We start from the raw sequence: 15,333 nt of genomic DNA, 5'->3' as shown, positions 1-15,333 counted from the left end.
ATTGCACAATGCAAGGCTTGCTGTGGCACAAGGCGCTAGTCTTGGCCCGCGCACGTTGTCCTGGATTGCCGTCGCGAGGGTGGTGCTGGTCCCGTCGGGTGCCCTCTTTGTCGCTTGCCAGGCGATATGGGACCACCGTGTTGCCTACCGACCTTCGCGTACCCGCGGATTGTGCCACCGACCCTCATGCGTGTCGGTGTGCGCTTCCAAGTTATTCACCGTGCAAGCGCCGACTGCGAGGGCAGGCGAAGTGGGGCGCCCTCTGCGCTGGCGAAGGGCCACGCCGACTGCCGTCGCGGCCGAGGCGATGAGGAGGGCGCTTGCAATTAGTCGCAACACAGTACGGGTGGATGTGTCTGAAGCGCGACGAGGGTGCGCGGCATCGCGTTTGTTTCGCGCTTCCGCCGCTGGAGTTGCGGGGTGTCCTGATTCCTCGCCTTCGTCCGTTGTTTTTCTGGCTGCCGGAGACGGGTGCTGGCTGCCGGTGCTGCTTTCGGATCGTCGGAGGATACCGCGCTTGCGCAGGTCGTCTTCGACTTGCGGGTCGGGAGAAGCTGCGATGCTGTTGGCGGCTACCGCTGCGGGGAGATCTACAATATAAGGCTTTCCGTAGGCCGCCTCGGATGCCACGGCATCCAGCCAGGCGCCTGGTTGCCTGGACAGGCCGCGCTCGGTGAACGCCTTGGTCAGCATTGCCTTGATTTGCGGCAGGCTCTTGCCACGGGCACGTCTGACAACGTCAAAGATGGCCAGCTGTCGCTGCACGTTATTCGGATTCGCTGGTGTTGGGCTTTCCACAGCTGGCCTCCCTCTTTGGACGGCCCGCGCGCCTACTGGTGCGTGATGCCGTTGTGTGAATTTTGGTTTGGAGCTGTCTTACGGTGCCAGGAACCGGCACGGTCCGTTCCTCTAGTCTGCCTGCGCGGTACCCCGGGCCGGTGGTTAGATGGATTGGCGGTAACCGAAGAACTCGTGGTCGTTGTTGTAGCCGCCTTCTCCACCGCCGACCTGGGAGAAGTCGCTGACGAATTCGATGCCCTTGATCCATTTGACGAGTTTGAAGCCAAGCTGGACCTCGTTGCGAAGCCGCAAGGGAGCGCCGTGACCATAGCTCAGCGGCGCATTGTTCATGTCGTAGGCGAGCATGGTGAGGTGGTAGCTCATCTGTTCGATTGGCTGGGCGTCGTAGTAGATGCCGCCGTCGGATCCTTCCGCGAAGGAGTAGAAGATCACCCATTTCGCTTCGGGGTCGGGCTGAACCAGGTCGATGATGGTCTGCATGGATACCCCGCCCCATTTGGCGACTCCGGACCAGCCCTGGATGCAGAAGTGCTGGGTGATCTGCTCATGGTGTGCCAGGTTCCGCAGCTGGGCCAGATCGAGCTCCGTGGGGTTTTGGACCAGGCCGGAGACCCGGAGGCGGTAGTCGGCGAAGCCTGTGGCCAGGAGCGTTTTGTATTCAGTGGATTCGGGGTACTTGCCGTTGTGCCACATGTACGGGGAAATGTCTTTTTCGGTGTATTGGCCCGGTTTGGAGTCGAGGTGCTCGAATAGGCGTTGCGCCGGGCCGATGAGCGCAAACCCAATCCGCTGGACCGTTCGCGGATGCCGGTAGGTGAACGGGGTAACACCCACCCAGATCACGATGATTATGGCCAGGGATGCGGCGAAGACCCAGAATCCGTACCAGTCGCCGGAATTGCGGTCCGCGTACATGTAGTTGAAGTTCCGTAATGCCTCGGTGGCGACCACCAGGGATACGTGCATCACGATGAACAGCAAGAACCAGACCATGACCAGGAAATGTAGAGACCGCGCAACCTGGATGCTGAAGACTCTGCTGATCCAACGGAATTTGGTCGACAATGCCGGGGACATGCCCAGCCCGGTGATGAACGCCAGCGGTGCGGCGATAAAGACCGTGATGAAGTAGGCCATGACCTGGAGACTGTTGTAGGCGACCCAGCTGTCGTCGGTCGGCCAGTTCAGCGAGGCGTACTGGATGGACATCGAGAGGGCATTGGGGATGACGTCCCAAGTGGTGGGCACCAGGCGGAGCCACTGACCCGTGGTGAAGATGAGAATGTAAAAGATCAGCCCGTTGAGCAGCCAGAGCGTGTCCATCCCGAGGTGCCACCAGCGTGCCAATCCGATCGAGTGCCGCCGGCCGGGGAGTCCCACCCCGTTGGGGAGCGTGATGGAGTCCTGTTTGGCCGTGTACAGCGGGTCAGCAGGCACCGGTTTTTGCATCCGGAACCATTCCTTGCCCGGGGTAGAGTGCCGGGTCCAGTACAGCCGCGGGTGATCGGCGAGGATGGCCCAGCCTGCCCGGATGATCGGGATCAGGAGCAGCATGTTGAAGAAGTGTTGCCAGCCGATCCAGGCGGGGAAACCGGCCCGGGCTTCCGCGCCCGGCGGCACGATCCGGCCGGGGTACTGCCGGATGAAATCAGCCACTGCCGGTACTCCGCGCAACCCCTTGGCGACGGCAACGGCGGTAATCAGCAGGACGAAGCCGATCGGCAGCAGCCATAGCAGATTGAACCACTTACTGGCCCCGATACGTATCCGCGGTGCCACCCCGTATTGCGGCGGGGCGGACCCGGCCCAGGAAGCATCGACGACGGTGTTCGCTTCTCGTGAGAGCTCCCCCCGGAAACCGGCCGGTGTTTGCGGTCCGCCGGTGGAGACTGTGGACCTGGAACGGTTCGGATGGCCATGATTGTGGTCTTTTGCCACGATGTGCCTTCAATCGTCGCCGCAACTGCGGTTCGGGTGGATACCTGTTGGCTGATCCCAAGAATACGCTCCCGTCGTGGACACGCAACGGAACCAGCTGGCGTGCGTAGCATACGGTGCAGCCGGCGGATCTGCGGCTGGGACCTGGAGGTTTCCGAAGAGGCCCTTTGGGAGGACTATCCGTCTGGACGTTCAGCAGACCGCCAGAGCGATGCGGCCGGGTTACGAGAATCAGCCGGCCAGGAGCTGGCGCAGGACGTAGGGCAGGATCCCGCCATGGACGTAGTAGGCTTCCTCGGCGGGCGTGTCGATCCGCAGGTCTGCAGTGAAGTGATGGGTGCGGTCGCCGTCCTCGACCCGGACTGTGACCTCGCGCGGCAGCGGCGTGTGACCCTCGAGGCCGATGATCGTGTAGATTTCGTCTCCGGTCAGACCCAGACTTTCGGCCGTGTTGCCGTCCCGGAATTGCAGGGGCAGCACACCCATCCCGATGAGGTTGGAACGGTGGATCCGTTCAAACGATCCGGCCAGGACGGCTTTGACGCCGAGCAGTAACGTGCCCTTGGCCGCCCAGTCCCGGGAGGAACCGGACCCGTAATCTGCGCCGGCGATAACAATCAGGGGCACCCCCTCGGCCCTGTATGAGGTGGCGGCATCAAAAATACTCTGCTGCTCCCCGCCGGGCAGGTGCCGGGTAAATCCGCCTTCGACGCCGGGCACGAGCCGGTTGCGCAGCCTGACGTTCGCGAAGGTCCCGCGGATCATGACATGGTGGTTCCCGCGGCGGGATCCGTAGGAGTTGAAGTCGGCCGGCCCCACGCCGTGTTCGGCGAGGTATCGCCCGGCAGGGGAGTCCTGCTTGATGGCACCGGCAGGGGAGATATGGTCGGTGGTGACGGAGTCCCCCAACAGCGCCAATACCCTGGCGCCCGTGATGTCCCGCACCGGGGCAGGGTCGGTGGACATAGCGTCAAAGTACGGCGGTCGCTGCACGTAGGTGGACTCCTCGTCCCAGGCAAACATATCGCCCTCGGGAACATGCATGCCGCGCCAGTTCTCGTCGCCATTGTAGACGTCGGAATACCCTTGCCTAAACATTTTCGCCTCAAGGTTTTCATTAAGGACGGCCTTGATTTCCGCTGTCGTTGGCCAAATGTCTCCCAAATACACCGGTTTGCCCTCAGGGTCGGCTCCGATCGGATCATGCAGAAGATCAGTGTGCATGGTCCCGGTGAGCGCGTAGACGATGACCAGCGGCGGGGAAGCGAGAAAATTCATCTTCACTTCGGAGTGGATCCGGCCTTCGAAGTTGCGGTTGCCGGAAAGAACGGCCGCGACGGTCAGGTCATTTTCCGAAACGGCAGCACTGACCTCGGGTATCAGGGGCCCGGAGTTGCCGATGCAGGTGGTGCAGCCGTATCCGACCAGGTCGAAGCCGAGCGTCTCCAGGTACGGTGTCAGCCCGGATCTGTTTAAGTAGTCGGTGACCACACGGGATCCCGGTGCAAGGGAGGTTTTCACCCAGGGTTTACTGCTCAGCCCCCGTTCGACGGCCTTCTTGGCAAGCAGTGCGGCGCCGATCATGACAGTCGGGTTGGAAGTATTGGTGCACGAGGTGATAGCAGCGATAACGACGGAGCCGTGATCGATGCTCGCCGTTTGGCCGGCCAGCCGAAGCTGCACCGGCTCGGATGGCCACGTGAATGCGGCGTTGTCCTGGTACTGGTGGGGCGGGGCATCCCGGTGGATGCCGGGGCTGACGGCAATGGGGTCACTGGCCGGAAAGGAATGCTCATCGGCATCATCGAGGCCCCCCTGCACGGCTTCGTCCTGTTCTTCGCCGGACAGGAGCCCGCGAACGGCACGGGACACTGCTCCCAACGGGATGCGGTCCTGTGGCCGTTTGGGTCCGGCGATGGACGGGACGACCGCAGCCAGATCCAGTTCCATCACCTCACTGTAGGCCGGGACGTGATCGGGACGGTGCCAGAGTCCCTGCTCCTTGGCGTAGGTCTCCACCAGCCGGATTTGATGTTCGGAGCGTCCGGTCAGCCGCAGGTAGTCCAGTGTTTCGTTGTCAATCGGGAAGATGGCGCAGGTGGACCCGTACTCCGGGCTCATATTTCCCAAGGTCGCCCGGGTGGCTAGCGGGACGCCGGCAACGCCGGGGCCGAAGAAGTCCACGAACTTGCCGACAACCCCGGTCTGGCGGAGCAGTTCAGCGACGGTGAGCACTAGATCCGTCGCCGTGGTCCCTTCGGCCAGTGCCCCCGTGAGTTTGAGACCGACAACCTGGGGGATGAGCATGCTCATCGGCTGGCCAAGCATGGCCGCCTCCGCTTCAATACCGCCGACACCCCAACCGAGCACGCCGAGCCCGTTGACCATCGGGGTGTGCGAGTCTGTCCCGACGAGCGTGTCGGGGTAGGCGAGAGGACCGTCAGGTCCTTCCCTGGTGAAAACGACCCGGGCGAGGTATTCGAGGTTGACTTGGTGGCAGATGCCGGTGTCCGGAGGAACCACCAGGAAATCGTCGAAGGCCTGCCGTGCCCAGCGCAGGAGCTGGTAGCGTTCCTGGTTCCTGGTGAATTCCAACTCCGCGTTGATCCCGAACGCCGCGGGGCTCGCGAAGGCATCGGCGATCACCGAATGGTCGATGACCAGCTCCGTGGGAATCAGCGGATTGATCTTTTTGGGATCCCCGCCAAGGCTGGTCATGGCATCGCGCATGGCGACCAGGTCCACCACGCAAGGCACGCCGGTGAAGTCCTGCATCAGCACCCGGGCGGGCGTGTATTGGATCTCGGGGTTGGACGCCGACCTGGGGTCCCAGCCGCCAAGGGCCGTGATCTGTCCGGCCGTGACCAGTAGGCCGTCCTCGTTGCGTAGCAGGTTCTCCAGCAGAACCTTCAGGCTGTAGGGCAGGCGATCGGAGCCTTTGATCCGGTCCAGTCGGTAGATCTCATAGGATTCGTCATCCACGCTTAGTTTCCCGCGTGCACCGAAGCTGTTTGGATTCATTACTGTTCCCCTTGTGAGGTTTCTGTCGTGCTAATTTGTGGGCTGCGGGCGGCAGCCCGCTACTGGACGGGCTTGCCGGTTCCAGCTGGTTCTCGCGCATCAGGACCAGAACCCGCGGATCGGTAGATGCACTTTCCACCCCTGGGAGAACCGGCCCCCGCGCCGTCGGGCTCGTTGATGTCTGGAGCATCAAGACGCCCGTGCGATGCTCCTGCGGTTCCCCAGCCCCCTCGGGTCGCCTTCCGGGTGCATCAGGATGTCTCCTCCCTGCCGGAACATCCCGGTGGGACTGATGACGCAAGCTGCGGACGTCACCTGCTTGTCCGGTGTTCAAGGGTGCTGGCGTCGTGTCCTGATGTTCGGTCATCTCGGTGCCTTTCCGAGGCTGTTGGGTTCTTCTTGTCCGGTCCGTTATCCCTGCCACGGCCGTCCGTCCCGGGGCTCCGGAAGGTGCCAGCTGGCCGGGGCGATGAGCCGATCAGTCTCGGCCGGTCCCCAGGATCCCTGCCGGTAGGGCAGTGGCCGGGGCGGGTGCGCGAGCAGCGGGGCGGAAATTTCCCAAAGGCGTTCAATTCCGCCGGCCTGGGTGAACAGGGTGTGGTCCCCGGTCATGGCGTCGTGGAGCAGGCGTTCGTAGCCCAGGAGCCCATGGGCGGCGGTGAAAGAGTCCGCGTAGTGGAAGTTCAGGGACGCGTCATCGAGTCTGGTGTCCGCCCCGGGCGCCTTGGTGCGAAAGCTGATCGAGATCGACCCGGGGTCCGAGAGTTCGAAGATCAGCTCGTTGGGCGCATCCCGGCCCGAGGTGCAGTCGGCCGGGCCGAAGAGGTCTTGCGGGGCTTTGGTGAAGGTCAGGGTGATGGTATGCCGGCTTTGAGTCATCCCTTTTCCGGTGCGCAGGTGGAAAGGCACCCCGGCCCAGCGGGGGTTGTCGATCTCCACGGTGAGGGCGGCGAAGGTCTCCACCGTGGAGTCCGGTGCCACGCCGGGTTCTGCGGTGTAGCCGTCGTATTGGCCTAGCACGGTCCGGGCAGGGTCCACGGGATTCAGCGCCTGGAAGACGGTTTCGGCCTGTTCGTGCAGTGAGGCGGCGTCCAGGCGCGCAGGTGCTTCCATTGCGAGGAAGCCGAGAAGGTGGAACAGATGGGTGACCACCATATCCCTGAAGGCTCCGGTTTGCTCGTAAAAATCGGCCCGGCCTTCAATGGTGAGCCGTTCCGGCACTTCGATCTGGACATGATCGATGTGATCGGCGTTCCAGACCGACTCAAACAGACCATTGCCGAAGCGGAACGCGAGGATATTCTGGACAGCTTCCTTACCCAGGAAGTGGTCGATCCGGTAGATCCGGTCTTCATCGAACACGGCGCGCAACTCCCGGTTCAGGGCTTTTGCGGAGTCGAGGTCGTGACCGAACGGTTTCTCGATGACCAGTTTTGCGCCCGTGCCCAGGCCCGTAACTCCGAGCATCCGGACCGTTGCGACGAAGGCATCCGGCGGGACGGCCAGGTAGATCAGGCGCTGAACCGGACCTCCGAGGTCCTGCTCGGCCTTGGCGACGGCGTCCCGCAGTGCCTGCGGCTCCGTGGGGGTAGCCGGAGCGAAGTCCAGATTGACAGCGAATGGGTCCCAGCTTCCGGCACCGTGTCCGGTCCGCCCGTAGTTGTCGACGGCGGCTCGCACATGGGTGCGGAAATCATCGGTGCCGGGCGCGTCATGCGGCAGACCGGAGCCGATGATGCGGTAGCGGGCTGGCATCATGCCCGCGGCGGCCAGGTGGAACAGACCCGGGAGCAGTTTGCGTTTGGCCAGATCCCCGGTGGCGCCGAAGAGGATCAGCAGCTGGACCTCTGGGAGCGGGGAGTGGACGGCCCAGGAGCCCGGGCCTGTCGCCGTCACCCTGTGACCTCCATGCCTTCCAGCGCCAGTCCCTCGGTCAGGGGGGTGATCACGTGGTCCGCGCCTGCCCAGGGCGGCCGGTCGGCACGCCGCAGGGCCATCCTGGTCGGCTCTCCCCGGTAGGTGGAGTCCGATCCATATCCGCCGATGGAGAAGAAACGGCTCAGCTTGGAAGCGTAAGCAGCCATCGAAACCTCGATCACAGGTGTGGAACTCTGGTCAGTTTCTGTGCCGTCAGCTTACTCTCGCGCGCTGGCACTGGCGCAAGGGCCTCAGATTGACCCATCCTCTTGACTTACCGCCCGCTTTAGCACCGGATCGATGCCCTTGACAGTGCCGGGACGTAGGAGTGGGATGAGGTCACTGCCGTCGACGTGACGGTCAGCCGTGGCCGGCGTACCACCCCCGGAGGCCCTTTCCGCCGCGGGCGACATCTACAGTTCCGCGGCTAATATTCCCGAAAGGATGAAGACAATGAGCGAAAAAGGAGCACTCTCTCATCCGAAGGGGGCGGATACCCTCGACGCGGCGCGCCTGCTCGACCACGGCGGGAGGCTTGTAGTCGGAGTGGACGGATCGGAAGGATCAATGGCCGCCCTGCGGTGGGCTGTTTCGGAAGCACAATTGCGCGGGGCCGCCGTCCACATGGTGATGGCCTGGCGGCATCCACAGTCCTACTGGCCTGCGACGGTGTGGACGATGATGATGGACTCCTCCGGTGATACCCGCCAGACGATGGCTAATGCCGCCAACACCGAGCTTGAACGGCTCGGCATGGAGGCCCGCCAAGGTCAGAACGCGGAGATTACATGGGAAGCCATGGAGGGGCACCCGGCAGAGGTGCTGGTCCGGGCGGCCGAGGGTGCCGGGGCCCTCGTGGTGGGTTCGCGCGGCAGTGGCGGATTCGTCGGGGTGCTGCTGGGCTCGGTGAGCCAGCACGTGGTGGTCCATGCCAGTTGCCCGGTCATTCTCATCCCCGCCCCTGCCGGGGAAAGCGTGCCGGCTGGGACCGTCCCACCAGCCCATGCCCACGAACCGTTCGGACGGATTGTGGTCAGAGTGGACGGGTCGGACGGATCACGGGCGGCCTTGGCATGGGCAGTCAACGAGGCCCAGCTACGCGGAGCTTCCGTCCATGCGGTAATAGCGTGGGAGCGAATTACGGGTCCGGGTGCTACGAACGGATGGGCGGTCGGCACGGGCGGCCCATCGGGTGATACCGACCCGGTCATGGCCACGGCCACCGTCGAAGTCACCCGTCTCGCGAAGGAATCGGTGAAGGGCAGCGACGTGACGATCAGCTGCGAGGCCATCGAGGGACACCCCGCTCAGGTACTGGTTCAGTGTGCCGAAGGCGCCGCCGCCCTGGTGGTGGGATCGCGAGGCCATGGCGGATTCGTCGGGGCGTTGCTGGGCTCCGTGAGCCAGCATGTGGTGGCCCATGCCCGTTGCCCGGTCGTCCTCATACCCGACCCCGTCCACCCTCGGCACACGCGTCCGCAATGACCCGGATTCCGCGTTCCCGCCGCAGATGCTATCCATGAATCCGCGGGCCGGCTCCTGAAACTCAGGGGAAGGCAGGCTAAGAGATGCCTACGTCGCCGACCGCGACGGTCCCGCGGGGGGCGCTGAGGGTGACCAGTTTTCCGGTCTCGCGTGTAGCCACCGCCGTTTCCCCCCACCTTGCGTGACATTGCTTCGGAAAACAGTCCAGCGGGTCCCCGGCCCGCACTGATACCGGTAAGGATTCGCAGGCATACGGGCCGCCGCCGGGCGCTTGGTCGGAGCTACCAGTCCGGGTTCTCTTTTCGGCTTGGACTGCGTTTTGTCGAAGACGGGGCCTCCCGGAGTGATGGGAGTCTACCGGGATGCGCCGAGCAGACGGGCGGCCGGCGACAGGGATCGTCCTGGTTTGTAGGTGGAGACCGACGGTGCATCTTTTATCCAGTATCTCCAAGGAAATGCTGTTCCGTCGCCGCCAGGCCCGGTGAGACCGACTCGCGGACCCGTCACGTGGGGCACTATGGTGTGGTCAACCGGAACGAAGAACCGCCATTGGCCATCGAAGAGGTCGTCACCGTCATTGGTCAGGTCAGCGGCAAAACATTGGGCCACGCAACCCGGACCGGAGGCCAACCCGCGTTCGGGAAGCGGGGTTTTGCGTGGTTTCGCTTCACGCCGGGTGCGGGCCAGCTGCGCGCCCTCGATGACCTCGCCTGCCCGAATAAGACAACCGTAAGGCTGGCCCGGCTGCGCGGTGACGAGATTGATCGCATGATGCATCCCGTACGTGAAGTAGCAGTAGATGTGGCCCGCGGGTCCGAACATGGTTTTGTTCCGGTTGGTCTTGCCACGGTAGGAATGAGCCCCTGGGTCCCGTTCGCCGGCGTATGCTTCGACCTCGGTAATCCGGATTGCGACGGTCCCGGCGGCATCCGTGCGTTGAAGGACGCAGCCAAGAAGCTCCGGTGCAACGTCGAGCACATCGCGGGCGAAGAACGTCCGGTGCGCGGGCCGAAAACCGGAAAGAGCGTTCATGGGACGAGCGTACCTGACCAGCCTGAAAGCCGGACCCCGACGATGTGCCGGGTTGGTGATCCGTATCACGTTTTCGAAGGGCCGGAGGGGAGCATAATGTAAACGGGATCAGGAACCCGATGGAGTCGCCGTCGTATCGGACGACACTATTCCAATGAGGACAGCACGGGGGCGCGCAAGTCAGCGAGGAGGCTGAAGGATGTCGACCAAAAAAGATGTACAGGTGCGCCGGGTCTATGAGGCAGTCAAAGACGACGACGGGACACGGGTCCTGGTCGATCATATTTGGCCCCGCGGGATGACCAAGGCCAAGGCGGCGCTGGAGGAGTGGTGCAAGGACGTCTCTCCGTCAACGGAGCTGCGCAAGTGGTACGGCCACGACCCAGACAAGTTCGGCGAATTCACCAAGCGCTACAAGGCCGAACTCAAAGACCCCGTCCGGGCGCAGGCCCTTGACCACCTGCGTGAACTCGCCAAAGGTCATAGGCTGACGCTGCTCACGGCCACCAAGGCTGCCGACATCAGTGAGGCCACCGTCCTGGCAGACATGCTCCGCCGGTAGAGAGCCGCGGCGTGCACACCCCGGGAAAGCGACGACCAGAAAGAACCGATTGATGACTGACAATGGGACTGCGACGACGACTGATGTAGCTGAATCCGACAGCACCCGCGCGGCGGGCCGGCCCGGGTCGAGGATAGTTGTGGGGGTGGATGGATCTGACGGGTCGCTTGCCGCAGTGCATTGGGCGGTTGGAGAAGCGCGGCTGCGCGGCGTACGTCTCCATCTCGTCATGGCCTGGCAATACCCCCAGTACTACGGTGCCACCGATGGGTGGGGGCTGGGCGTGGACCCGTCCGGTGATTCAGGAACAATATTGGCCCGAGCCGCCGACACCGAGATCACCCGGCTCGGGAAAGAGGCCGGGGAAGGCCAGAATGTGGCTATCACGTGGGAGGCCGTCGAGGGTCACCCAGCAGAGGTACTCGTTCGGACAGGCAAGGACGCCGCCATGGTGGTCGTCGGTTCCCACGGCCACGGTGGTTTCGTGGGTGCCCTGCTGGGCTCTGTGAGCCAGCATGTCGTGGCCCATGCCCGCTGCCCGGTCGTCCTGATCCCGGATCCTTCCCAGGCCGGCATCCCGTCATGACGACGAGGGCAGGCCGGCCGGTAGGCGCCGCCGTGGATGCCCGCCGGCGGTTGAGCAGGTGATCGGCTGCCGGAGGACCACACGGGATCTTCGATTACCTCGTGCGTCACTTTCTCAATGAAAGGAGCTCGCGTGATGTGGACCAACACGGATGTTCACGTGCACGCGTTGACCGCCACCAATGAGGCCGACAACAGCGAGGCCCCTTTCTTGGGAGTCATGTTCCGTCGGTAACGAACCACGGAATGCACTCACGGGAGAAGGACGTTTGGAAGGAATGGGACCATGAGTGAAAACGGAGCAATGGTAGATCAGAGCGCATCCGAACCCGTCCGGGTTCCCGGTGCCTCCCGCGGCGACGGAGGGATTGTCGTGGGGGTGGACGGTTCTCCGGGATCGCTGGCGGCCTTGGAGTGGGCACTCGCGGAGGCGAAGCTACGCGGCGTCACCATCGACGCGGTCTTTGCCTGGCGACCTCCCGAATTCTACCCGGCGCCGAACCCATGGACCCCGCGGATGGGTCCGTCCGGCGAAACGGCCAAACAATTGGCTAATGAAGCGACCGCCGAGATAACCAGGATCGGGGAAGAAGCCGCGGGACGACACGGGGTGAAGATCAGGTGCGAGGCCGTCGAGGGACACCCCGCAGAAGCGCTCATTCGTACAGGCAAGGACGCGGCAATGCTGGTTGTAGGTTCCCGGGGCCATGGCGGCTTCGCCGGTGTGCTTCTTGGTTCCGTGAGTCAGCACGTGGTGGCCCACGCCCGCTGCCCGGTCGTTATCGTCCCCGATCCCGGTCGTGAAGGCCTCCGGCCATGACACCGGCACCGGATAGTGGTTCCGACGCGGCGAACCCTGCGGTCCAGGCCGACGCCACGACGGCGGGTTTGGACAAGGGTTTGCGGGCATGCCTCTTTGATTTGGACGGTGTGCTAACGAGAACGGCCAGGGTCCACGCCGCCGCTTGGAAAGAGATGTTCGATGCCTATCTACGCGAGTCCGCACGGAGCACCGGTACACCCTTCGTGCCGTTCGACGCCGGTGCCGACTACGACCGCTACGTTGATGGTAAATCCCGTGCGGACGGTACTCGGTCGTTCCTGGCCTCGCGGCACCTCTCCCTGCCGGAGGGCCAGCCGGATGATGCAGCCGGCACCGGGACTGTGTTCGGGCTCGGCAACGCCAAGAACGAGATTGTTCTACGTCGTATTCGCGATGACGGCGTTGAGGTTTTTGAAGGCTCCGTGCGGTTCGTGCATGCGGTTCGCCGGGCCGGTCTGCGCTGCGCCGTCGTGTCATCCAGCGCTAACTGCCAAGCGGTGCTTGCCGCCGCCAACATTGAGGACCTCTTTGACCGGCGCATCGACGGTCTCACAGCCCGGCGCGAAAATCTGTTGGGCAAGCCTGCACCGGACATGTACTTGGCAGCGGCCCGCGCGCTGGGGATGAAACCGGGCGAATGTGCCGTCTTTGAGGATTCACTGGCCGGTGTGGCGGCCGGCCGGGCCGGTGGCTTCGGCCAGGTCATCGGGGTGGACCGGGTTGGACAGACTCAGGCCCTTCTGGACCACGGCGCCGACATCGTCGTGTCCGACCTGATGGACGTTCCGGCCCGGTCATGATCGGACATCCGGACTTCGTCACCGAGCCGTGGTGTCTTCGTGAAACAGGTCTGGATCTGGGGCTGTTGGCCCAGACGGAATCACTGTTTGCGCTCTCCAACGGACATATTGGCTGGCGGGCTAACCTGGACGAGGGTGAGCCGCACGGCTTGCCTGGCTCCTACTTGAACGGGGTGTTTGAGCTGCGGCCCCTGCCCTACGCGGAAGCCGGCTACGGGTATCCGGAATCCGGACAAATCGCCATCAATGTCACCAACGGTAAGCCCATCAGGTTACTGGTCGATGACGAGCCGTTCGATGTCCGGTACGGGGAGTTGCGCAGCCATGAGCGTTGCCTCGACTTCCGGTCGGGGTTGCTTACCCGCCGGGCTGTCTGGGTTTCTCCCGCTGGCCGTGCCGTGCGAGTCACCTCAACACGACTGGTGTCCTTTGTGCAGCGCTCCATCGCTGCCGTCTGCTACGAGGTTGAAGCCTTATCTGATCCGGTACGGATCGTTGTGCAATCGGAAATCATCGCTAATGAACAACTCCCAGCTCCCAGCGGTGACCCACGAGTCGCCGCAGCACTTGGGACCGCGCTGGTCCCGGAAAAGAATGCTTCACATCGCGCTCGCGCGGGTCTCGTGCATTCCACCCGCGGCAGTCGCCTGATCATCGCCGCCGTGATGGATCACGTCGTAGACGGTCCTGGCGGTACCCGGGTTGACGCCGAGAGCTTCCCGGATCTGGGACGCACGACTGTCGTGGCAACCCTTGAACCCGGGCAACACCTCCGGCTGTTCAAGGCCATCGGATACGGTTGGTCGGGGTCCCGGTCCCTTCCCGCAGTATGGGATCAAGCTGACGCCGCCTTGGCAGGCGCCATGCAGACCGGGTGGGATGGTTTGTGCGCCGAGCAAAGGGACTATCTGGATAATTTTTGGGCGCGGGCGGATGTTGAAATCGACGGCGACACCTCAATCCAGCAGGCGGCGCGCTTTGCACTGTTTGAGGTTTTACAGGCCGGCGCTCGTGCCGAGGGTAGGGCGATCCCTGCCAAGGGGCTCACGGGGCCTGGATATGGTGGTCACACATTCTGGGACACCGAGACCTTCGTGCTCCCGGTGCTCACTTACACCACCCCGGACGCGGCCGCCCAAGCGCTACGGTGGCGGCACGGTACGTTGCCGATGGCGATTGCACGCGCCCGACAGCTGGGGCTGAAGGGAGCAGCGTTCCCGTGGCGGACCATCCGAGGTGAGGAGTGCTCTGCCTACTGGCCGGCCGGCACTGCAGCCTTCCATATCAACGCTGACGTCGCGGCGGCCGTCGTCCGCTATGTCCGTGCCACCGCGGACGTTGCGTTCGAGCAGACCATAGGTTTGGAGCTGCTCGTGCACACGGCCCGCCTGTGGCGTTCACTTGGCCACCACGATGGGCTGGGTCGGTTCCGCATCGACGGGGTTACTGGGCCCGACGAGTACAGTGCCGTCGCGGACAACAACGTCTACACCAACCTGATGGCGCAACAGAACCTGGTCGCCGCTGCGGACGCGGCGGCCCGGCACCCCGACCTTTCCGGGGAGTTCGGTGTGGATGCTGAAGAAATGGCTGGCTGGCGCGACGCGGCGGCCAGTATGTTCATCCCCTACGACGAGGCGCTGGGTGTCCACCCCCAGGCCGAGGGTTTCACCGGTCACCAGGTCTGGGACTTCAGCGCCACCACGGCCGGGCAGTACCCGCTTTTGTTGCACTTCCCTTATTTCGATCTCTATCGCAAGCAGGTCGTCAAGCAGGCGGACCTGGTTCTGGCCATGCAGCTTCACCCTGACGTGTTCACTCGCGAGCAAAAGGCCCGCAACTTCGCTTACTACGAGAGGCTGACCGTCCGTGATTCGTCTCTATCCGCGTGCGTCCAGGCCGTCATTGCGGCCGAGGTCGGCCACCTGGACCTGGCCGATGACTATCTTGCCGAAGCGGCGCTGATGGACCTTGACGACCTCGAACACAATACTGCGGACGGCCTGCATGTTGCCTCGCTGGCGGGGGTCTGGACGGCTTTGATCGCCGGTTACGGCGGGATGCGCGATAACGGGGCTGTGCTGCGGTTCGCACCCCGGCTGCCGCCGGGACTCACTCGGTTGGCCTTTGGCATGCTCTTGACGGGGCGGACGCTCCGTGTGGAGATCACCCGCACAATGGCGTCGTACACGCTTCGAGAAGGTACACCGTTGCAGATCCTTCACCACGGTCAGCCGGTCACGGTCTCTACCGGTGAAGCGCTCACCTGTGCCATTCCGGAACCGCCACCGGCAGGGCCAAGACCTGTCCAGCCGGTCGGGCGGGGACCAAAACCTCACCGCCCGTCCGGGTCGTGAAGGTGACGGAGA

Annotated in this window: 12 protein-coding genes; 6 read left to right on the top strand and 6 right to left on the bottom strand. The window is 63.8% G+C overall.

Translation table 11 applies throughout. The annotated features are described in order from the left end of the window. Positions 1 to 144: 144 nt before the first annotated feature. From E1809_RS02180 to E1809_RS02160, 5 genes are all read right to left on the bottom strand, one after another. Positions 145 to 798 (bottom strand): hypothetical protein, encoded by a 654-nt coding sequence (locus tag E1809_RS02180; protein WP_133202599.1) that lies wholly within the window; start codon positions 796 to 798, stop codon positions 145 to 147. A 144-nt stretch (positions 799 to 942) separates the two neighbouring features. Then, positions 943 to 2,739 (bottom strand): molybdopterin-dependent oxidoreductase, encoded by a 1,797-nt coding sequence (locus E1809_RS02175; RefSeq protein WP_133202598.1) that lies wholly within the window; start codon positions 2,737 to 2,739, stop codon positions 943 to 945. A 231-nt stretch (positions 2,740 to 2,970) separates the two neighbouring features. Beyond that, complete coding sequence (gene acnA / locus E1809_RS02170) at positions 2,971 to 5,760, bottom strand: aconitate hydratase (protein ID WP_133202597.1); 2,790 nt, start codon at positions 5,758 to 5,760, stop codon at positions 2,971 to 2,973. Between the two features lie 411 nt (positions 5,761 to 6,171). Beyond that, positions 6,172 to 7,656: a glucose-6-phosphate dehydrogenase gene (gene zwf, locus E1809_RS02165; RefSeq protein ID WP_235835392.1), complete on the bottom strand. Its 1,485-nt coding sequence runs from the start codon at positions 7,654 to 7,656 to the stop codon at positions 6,172 to 6,174. Then, on the bottom strand, positions 7,653 to 7,844 hold the full coding sequence (locus E1809_RS02160; protein ID WP_133202596.1) for a hypothetical protein: 192 nt from the start codon (positions 7,842 to 7,844) through the stop codon (positions 7,653 to 7,655). Before E1809_RS02160 ends, zwf begins: the two co-directional genes overlap by 4 nt. A 286-nt stretch (positions 7,845 to 8,130) precedes the next feature. On the opposite strand from E1809_RS02160, the gene E1809_RS02155 reads away from it, so the two are divergent. After that, the gene (locus E1809_RS02155) at positions 8,131 to 9,162 is read left to right on the top strand and encodes a universal stress protein (protein ID WP_165962187.1); all 1,032 of its coding nucleotides are present in this window, start codon (positions 8,131 to 8,133) and stop codon (positions 9,160 to 9,162) included. Positions 9,163 to 9,516: 354 nt separating this feature from the next. Here E1809_RS02155 and E1809_RS02150 read toward each other — a convergent pair whose 3' ends face one another. Further along, the gene (locus E1809_RS02150) at positions 9,517 to 10,194 is read right to left on the bottom strand and encodes a DNA-3-methyladenine glycosylase (protein ID WP_133202594.1); all 678 of its coding nucleotides are present in this window, start codon (positions 10,192 to 10,194) and stop codon (positions 9,517 to 9,519) included. A gap of 199 nt (positions 10,195 to 10,393) precedes the next feature. Between E1809_RS02150 and E1809_RS02145 the strand changes: the two genes are divergently transcribed. The 5 genes from E1809_RS02145 (at position 10,394) to E1809_RS02125 (ending at position 15,321) form a co-directional block, all read left to right on the top strand. After that, positions 10,394 to 10,756: a DUF488 domain-containing protein gene (locus E1809_RS02145; RefSeq protein WP_133202593.1), complete on the top strand. Its 363-nt coding sequence runs from the start codon at positions 10,394 to 10,396 to the stop codon at positions 10,754 to 10,756. A 52-nt stretch (positions 10,757 to 10,808) separates the two neighbouring features. Further along, the gene (locus tag E1809_RS02140) at positions 10,809 to 11,342 is read left to right on the top strand and encodes a universal stress protein (protein ID WP_133202592.1); all 534 of its coding nucleotides are present in this window, start codon (positions 10,809 to 10,811) and stop codon (positions 11,340 to 11,342) included. A gap of 285 nt (positions 11,343 to 11,627) precedes the next feature. Beyond that, positions 11,628 to 12,161, top strand: coding sequence for a universal stress protein (locus tag E1809_RS02135; RefSeq protein ID WP_133202591.1), 534 nt, complete (start codon positions 11,628 to 11,630; stop codon positions 12,159 to 12,161). Between the two features lie 68 nt (positions 12,162 to 12,229). Then, positions 12,230 to 12,964 (top strand): HAD family hydrolase, encoded by a 735-nt coding sequence (locus E1809_RS02130; RefSeq protein WP_235835404.1) that lies wholly within the window; start codon positions 12,230 to 12,232, stop codon positions 12,962 to 12,964. Further along, on the top strand, positions 12,961 to 15,321 hold the full coding sequence (locus E1809_RS02125) for a glycoside hydrolase family 65 protein (protein WP_133202590.1): 2,361 nt from the start codon (positions 12,961 to 12,963) through the stop codon (positions 15,319 to 15,321). The genes E1809_RS02130 and E1809_RS02125 overlap by 4 nt, the downstream gene beginning before the upstream one ends. Positions 15,322 to 15,333 lie beyond the last annotated feature (12 nt).

The sequence above is a fragment of the Arthrobacter terricola genome, assembly GCF_004354015.1.
GTDB classification, from domain to species: domain Bacteria; phylum Actinomycetota; class Actinomycetes; order Actinomycetales; family Micrococcaceae; genus Arthrobacter; species Arthrobacter terricola.
This window is presented reverse-complemented; position numbering and strand designations above follow the sequence as displayed.

Excerpts from the sequence above, each read along its gene's own strand:
- acnA (WP_133202597.1), bottom strand. The coding sequence starts at position 5,760 with ATGAATCCAAACAGCTTCGGTGCACGCGGGAAACTAAGCGTGGATGAC.
- E1809_RS02160 (WP_133202596.1), bottom strand. The coding sequence starts at position 7,844 with ATGGCTGCTTACGCTTCCAAGCTGAGCCGTTTCTTCTCCATCGGCGGA.
- E1809_RS02155 (WP_165962187.1), top strand. The coding sequence starts at position 8,131 with ATGAGCGAAAAAGGAGCACTCTCTCATCCGAAGGGGGCGGATACCCTC.
- E1809_RS02150 (WP_133202594.1), bottom strand. The coding sequence starts at position 10,194 with ATGAACGCTCTTTCCGGTTTTCGGCCCGCGCACCGGACGTTCTTCGCC.
- E1809_RS02145 (WP_133202593.1), top strand. The coding sequence starts at position 10,394 with ATGTCGACCAAAAAAGATGTACAGGTGCGCCGGGTCTATGAGGCAGTC.
- E1809_RS02140 (WP_133202592.1), top strand. The coding sequence starts at position 10,809 with ATGACTGACAATGGGACTGCGACGACGACTGATGTAGCTGAATCCGAC.
- E1809_RS02135 (WP_133202591.1), top strand. The coding sequence starts at position 11,628 with ATGAGTGAAAACGGAGCAATGGTAGATCAGAGCGCATCCGAACCCGTC.
- E1809_RS02125 (WP_133202590.1), top strand. The coding sequence starts at position 12,961 with ATGATCGGACATCCGGACTTCGTCACCGAGCCGTGGTGTCTTCGTGAA.